3 protein-coding genes and 2 pseudogenes are annotated in these 5,672 nt (G+C 73.0%); 3 read left to right on the forward strand and 2 right to left on the reverse strand.

The window, feature by feature from the left end; all coding sequences use genetic code 11:
- Positions 1-730 (reverse strand): annotated as a pseudogene (locus ABZ281_RS34945) (ATP-binding protein); the annotation flags it as partial.
- A 250-nt stretch (positions 731-980) separates the two neighbouring features.
- On the opposite strand from ABZ281_RS34945, the gene gabT reads away from it, so the two are divergent.
- Together gabT and ABZ281_RS34955 are read left to right on the forward strand one after the other, a co-directional pair.
- Positions 981-2,315 (forward strand): 4-aminobutyrate--2-oxoglutarate transaminase, encoded by a 1,335-nt coding sequence (gabT, locus tag ABZ281_RS34950; RefSeq protein ID WP_356662094.1) that lies wholly within the window; start codon positions 981-983, stop codon positions 2,313-2,315.
- A gap of 161 nt (positions 2,316-2,476) precedes the next feature.
- Positions 2,477-2,680 (forward strand): annotated as a pseudogene (locus ABZ281_RS34955) (phosphoesterase); the annotation flags it as partial.
- Between the two features lie 36 nt (positions 2,681-2,716).
- Here the strand turns inward: ABZ281_RS34955 and ABZ281_RS34960 are convergent.
- Positions 2,717-4,402: an acyltransferase gene (locus tag ABZ281_RS34960; protein ID WP_356662096.1), complete on the reverse strand. Its 1,686-nt coding sequence runs from the start codon at positions 4,400-4,402 to the stop codon at positions 2,717-2,719.
- 54 nt (positions 4,403-4,456) lie between these two features.
- On the opposite strand from ABZ281_RS34960, the gene ABZ281_RS34965 reads away from it, so the two are divergent.
- On the forward strand, positions 4,457-5,161 hold the full coding sequence (locus ABZ281_RS34965) for a phosphatase PAP2 family protein (RefSeq protein WP_356662098.1): 705 nt from the start codon (positions 4,457-4,459) through the stop codon (positions 5,159-5,161).
- The last annotated feature ends 511 nt before the right edge of the window (positions 5,162-5,672 follow it).

Genomic DNA, 5,672 nt, shown 5'->3' on the forward strand with positions numbered 1-5,672 from the left:
GGCCGGACCTCGAACGTGAACGGCAGACAGTGGAGGAAGCGGGCACCCCCTGCCAGGCGCGGAGGATCCGGGCGTGGTCGACGTCGCGCATCAGCCCGGAACGGGCCTCGCCGGCGAGGCGCTCGGCGGCGTCCGCGGCCCCGGCGGCACGCAGCTCGTTCCACTGGGCCGGGTCGTCCTCGGGGGCCGTACGGGTCACCGGGGCCTCCGGCCGGCGGAAGCGGGGGGTGACGAAGCGGCGCCATACCTCGCCCCAGCGGCCGAGCCGGGCCGCCCCGACCATGATCCCCAGGGCGACGAGCAGCTCGTAACCCTGGTAGACGATGAACGTCCCGGTCTCACCGAGGTCGCTGTCGCCACCCCGCCAGGCGTCGGGAACGATCAGGTCGAACGGCACCCACCACCAGGTGCCGAGGTACCCGTTCTGCAGCAGCGACCAGACCAGCCATCCCACGAGGAAGGCGATCAGCGCCCCGCTCAGCAGCTGCCGGGTGGGGATCTCCTCGGGTTCCTCCGCGGGCCGCGGCCGGTGCCCGAACCGCCACACGCCCGGCGCGGCGTCGGGACGCGGTGCCCGCAGCCAGGCGAGGAACGCCGACCCGTCCGGCGGCGGGTTCGCCGGTGCCCGGGGCGGCCGGGGGGGCATCGCGGGCACCTCCGGCGGCCCCGCCGGACGCGGCACAGGGCTCGCATGCGTACCCCGCGCGTCCTGCGTCCCGTCGCTGTCCATCGCCCTTGCCCCCTGACCAGCCGCTCCGTCCACCATCAGCGAGCCAATCTAACGCCCTCCCCTGGGGAGTTCACCGCTTACGCGGCCGGGGCGTGGGCATGGGGCCACGAGACGGCCATGTCCACCCCGGACAAGGCGCCCCGCCGACAACGCCCACATGGAGCATGCCCACCCCCCTTCCTCCGCCCTAGCCTGCGAGAAAAGAAGCCAAGCGTCGTACAGACCATCCGCACCACCCCAGGAGCCCCGCATGACCGCACTTCCGCAGGAGCGCCGCGTCGTCACCGCCATTCCCGGTCCGAAGTCGCAGGAGCTGCAGGCCCGCCGTACCGCCGCGGTCGCGCAGGGCGTGGGGTCCGTGCTGCCCGTGTTCACGGCGCGTGCCGGTGGCGGGATCATCGAGGACGTCGACGGCAACCGGCTGATCGACTTCGGGTCGGGCATCGCCGTGACGTCCGTGGGCGCCTCCGCCGAGGCCGTCGTACGGCGGGCGTCGGCGCAGCTCGCCGACTTCACCCACACCTGTTTCATGGTCACGCCCTACGAGGGGTACGTCGAGGTCGCCGAGGCGCTCGCCGAGCTGACCCCCGGTGACCACGCCAAGAAGAGCGCCCTGTTCAACTCCGGCGCCGAGGCCGTCGAGAACGCCGTGAAGATCGCGCGGGCGTACACCAAGCGGCAGGCCGTCGTGGTGTTCGACCACGGCTACCACGGGCGCACCAACCTGACGATGGCGCTGACCGCCAAGAACATGCCGTACAAGCACGGCTTCGGGCCGTTCGCGCCCGAGGTGTACCGGGTGCCGGTGGCGTACGGCTACCGCTGGCCGACCGGGCCTGAGAACGCCGGCCCCGAGGCCGCCGCGCAGGCCATCGACCAGATCAGCAAGCAGGTGGGCGCGGAGAACGTCGCCGCGGTCATCATCGAGCCGGTGCTCGGCGAGGGCGGCTTCATCGAGCCGGCCAAGGGCTTCCTGCCGGCGATCAGCAAGTTCGCCAAGGACAACGGCATCGTGTTCGTCGCCGACGAGATCCAGTCGGGCTTCTGCCGTACTGGCCAGTGGTTCGCGTGTGAGGACGAGGGCATCGTCCCGGACCTCATCACGACGGCGAAGGGCATCGCCGGCGGTCTGCCGCTCGCGGCCGTCACCGGACGCGCCGAGATCATGGACGCCGCGCACGCCGGTGGCCTGGGCGGCACCTACGGCGGCAACCCGGTCGCCTGCGCCGGTGCGCTCGGCTCGATCGAGACGATGAAGGAGCTCGACCTCAACGCCAGGGCGAAGAACATCGAGGCGATCATGAAGGCGCGTCTCACCGCCATGGCCGAGAAGTTCGACATCGTCGGCGACGTCCGTGGCCGCGGCGCCATGATCGCCATCGAGCTGGTCAAGGACCGCGCCACCAAGGAGCCGAACCCGGAGGCGACCGCCGCGCTCGCCAAGGCGTGCCACGCCGAGGGTCTGCTGGTCCTGACCTGTGGCACCTACGGCAACGTGCTCCGCTTCCTGCCTCCGCTGGTCATCGGCGAGGACCTGCTGAACGAGGGCCTCGACATCATCGAGCAGGCGTTCTCCCGCATCTGAGCCTCCAGCGCGCGTCCGAGCCGGCCTCCGCGCAGGTGAGCCGCCCCGGTTCCGTCACCGGGGCGGCGAGCGGCAGAGCGTGTGAAGAAGGTGTGCGAGGTGGATGACAGGGGGCCCCGCGGCCTGTCCTGCGCCCCGGCCCTGTCGTAGGTTCTACCCAGATGAGAGATACACCCCGCCCACAGGGGACTGTGGGTGACATCAGGCCGGGGCCTCCCCAGCTTCGACCTGGTCGTGCCCTCGCGCACACAACCGGAGCCTGAGGCTCTGGATCTCCTCACCGATCGGACGGTCGCCCGCCCCAAACCCCCCGGGGCGCGCGACGTTCCGGTCCGTACGGCCGCCCCGGAACCACCCCCCCCCTGTTCCGGGGCGGCCGACCTCCCTCTCCGCCCCTCCCGTCAGACCGGCCTCTCCACCGGTGCGGGTTCCGGGCGATGAATTCCCCGCGGGCGGTAGCCCAGCGCATCGGCCACGCCGACGACATCCGCGAGCAGCCAGACGATGGCGAGCCACATCTCCGTGCCCTGCAGGCCGGGTTCGCGGCCCGGTCCGGAGCCGTCGGCTGTGGGGCCGAAGGCGAAACCCCCGTCCGGGTGCCACCGGCCCAGGGCCGCCGTGAGCTGGGACGCCGCCCAGGAGCGGGCCTCTTCCGAGCGGTGCGTGGTCTGCCGTGCGCACAGCCACAAGGGGTGGATCACGTCCAGGACGTTGCAGGCGTTCTCCCGGCCGGGTGCGAAGTGGCGGGGGTCGCGGGCATGGTCCAGGACGGTGTCGATGACGCGCTCCGCGTACGGCACGGGCAGGTCGAACTGGGCGAAGGAACCGCGGGTGAGCCGGTAGTAGCCGTTGACCATCTGCAGGCGTCCGGTCTCCCGGATGGGTGAGCCCCACATCCCGGTCCACGGGTCGGCGTGGGTGTGCAGCCACCCGAACAGCGCCTCCAGCGCGCCCGGCGCGGCCGCTTCGCCTCCTGCGCGCAGGTTCCAGTGCGCGGCGGTGGCCCAGGAGTCGACCCACGCCCCGGCGTGCCAGGCACGGCCGGTCCAGGGCAGTTCGCCGAGGTGCCGGACCAGCCGGTCGGCCGTGGTGGTCCGCACCGCGTGGACCGGGTGGGCGAAGGAACTGCCGAGCAGGTCGAGCGCGTAGCCGACGCACAGCACGTGATAGGCCGGGTCGCCGTCCGGCACCCCGGCGGGGCCCGGGAGCGGCGCCGGGGCGCCGTACTCGGGGACAAGGCCGGTGGCGGGGTCCTGCAACGCCCTGAGCCGCTCGACGTGTTCGGGGGCGGGCAGGTGCGGCGGAACGTCCCCGAGGAGCAGGTCGGCGATCTCGACGGCGTCGCAGTGGGCCCGGACGGTCGGCTCGGTGCCGGGCCGGTCGGCGTAGCGGCGGGTGTCCGGGCGCCAGGAGCGGTCCAGCAGGTCGGTCGCCCGGGCCCGGGCCGTTCCGGCGAACGCCCGTAGTTCCCCGGCGAGGTCTTCGGGGCCGGCCAGGCGCTTCGCCCCGCGCGGCTCGCGCCGGTCGCGGAGGCGGCGTGCCGGGTTGCCCGCCGCCACCGACCACGCGGGCAGGTCCTTCGTGACGACCGCCCCCGCTCCGATGACGCAGTGGTCGCCGATGGTGACCCCGTCCACGACGACCACGTGCGAGCCGATCCACACGTCGTCACCGACCGTGATCCCCTGGCTGGTGACCGGCTGCTGATGGACCGGCAGGTCGGGCGCCAAGCCGTGGTTGAAGCCGAGCAGCGAGCTGTGGGCGCCGATGCGCACCCCGTCTCCGAGGGTCACGGTCCCGCGCACCACCGTGAAGGGGTTGACGGTGCAGTCGGCGCCCATGCGTATGGCGTCGGTGACGTAGGCGTGGGCCGCGATGTACGAGCGGTCGCCCAGGTGCAGCACGTCCGGGTGCACGGCGGCCGTGTCCGCCACGAAGCAGCCTTCGCCCAGGCGCACCTCCCCGGGCCCGGCGAGCAGCCGCTTCTGCCGCTGCTCCTGTGCGGCGCGCTGCTCCCCGGAGGCCTGTCCGGCGAAGAGCCAGGGGCAGTGGTCGAAGAGGCCGACGTCGTGGGACGGCTGGTTCACGTGATCCTCCGCAGGGGCCGGGTCGGCGTCTGTGCTCGTGCCAAGCTGTGCCCCATGCCGATCTCCGCGAACCAGGAACGCGCCACACTCCGGGGCCCGGTCGCCCTTCTGCTCGCCCTTCCGGCCCTCCTGTTCGCCCTGATCACCTGGCAGGTCGCCGCCGACGGCCCGCTCGTCCGGCTCGACGAGCGGCTCAGCCGCGTCCTGGTGAACCCGGACCGCTGCTCCGAAGTCCTCGCCGACCTCGGCACCATCCCGGTCGCGGTCCCGGTCCTCGCCGTCGCGCTCGGATACGCCGCCGTACGCCACCGCCGCGCCGGCGCGGACCGCTGGTGGCTGCCCGTCGCCGCGGCGGCCCTGCTCATGGCCCTCGTCCCGGCGCTGGTCGTCCCGCTGAAGGCGCTCATGGCCCGGCCGGGCACCCCGGCCGAACCGCCCGGCACCGGCTACTACCCCTCGGGCCACACCGCCACGGCCGCCATCGCCTACGGCTCCGCGACCCTGCTCCTGCTCCCCTGGCTCCGCACGGCCCTGGCCCGCCGCGCCCTGATCACCCTCTGCGCCGCCCTGGTCCTCGGCGCGAGCTACGGCCTGGTCCGCCATGGCTACCACTGGCCGCTGGACGTGGTGGGCAGCTGGTGTCTGTGCACCGTGCTGCTCGCGTCGCTGTGGCTGTTCCTCCGGCGGACGACGGCGCCGGACCGACCGCGACGACCGGCTCTGGAACCTGATCCACACGACAGGCCCTGGGTGTATTGACCCGCAGGGTTGTTGGCGCGGGTGATCGGCGGCCGGCGCCTACCCGTTCGACGGGCAGCCGCCGGCCGTGAACGGTCAGCCGGGCATCACGGTGGGACACGAAGACCTCCGTGCGGTGTGTTCCTGGACAGCTCCACCACACCGAAGGTCTTCGCCATGCTCAAGACCCGCCAGCGTTAACAACGCTGGCGATCAATACACCTGGGTCGTGTCCGCGACAGGCCCGTCGTCCGCCCGGAGGGCGGGCCCCGCGGCGTCTGGGTGCTCTCGGCGTGCCGGGCGGAGTTGCTCGCACGGGACGTACTCGGGGCTTCGTCCGGTGCGGCGAGTGGGGGTGCCCCCTGCTCGAGCGGAGTCGAGAGCATGGGGGAGCGTGCCAGGCGTCGCGGGGCAGGCGGGACGTCTGCGGTCACGACCTAGTGCCGCGGCAGGCAACGTTTGCCCGTTGAGGAGCGGCGTCCGGTGCGTGCTCTCGGCGTGCCGGCCGGAAGCCCTCGTACCGGACGTACTC

The sequence above is a fragment of the Streptomyces sp. NPDC006265 genome, assembly GCF_040613555.1.
In the GTDB taxonomy this organism is placed as follows: domain Bacteria; phylum Actinomycetota; class Actinomycetes; order Streptomycetales; family Streptomycetaceae; genus Streptomyces.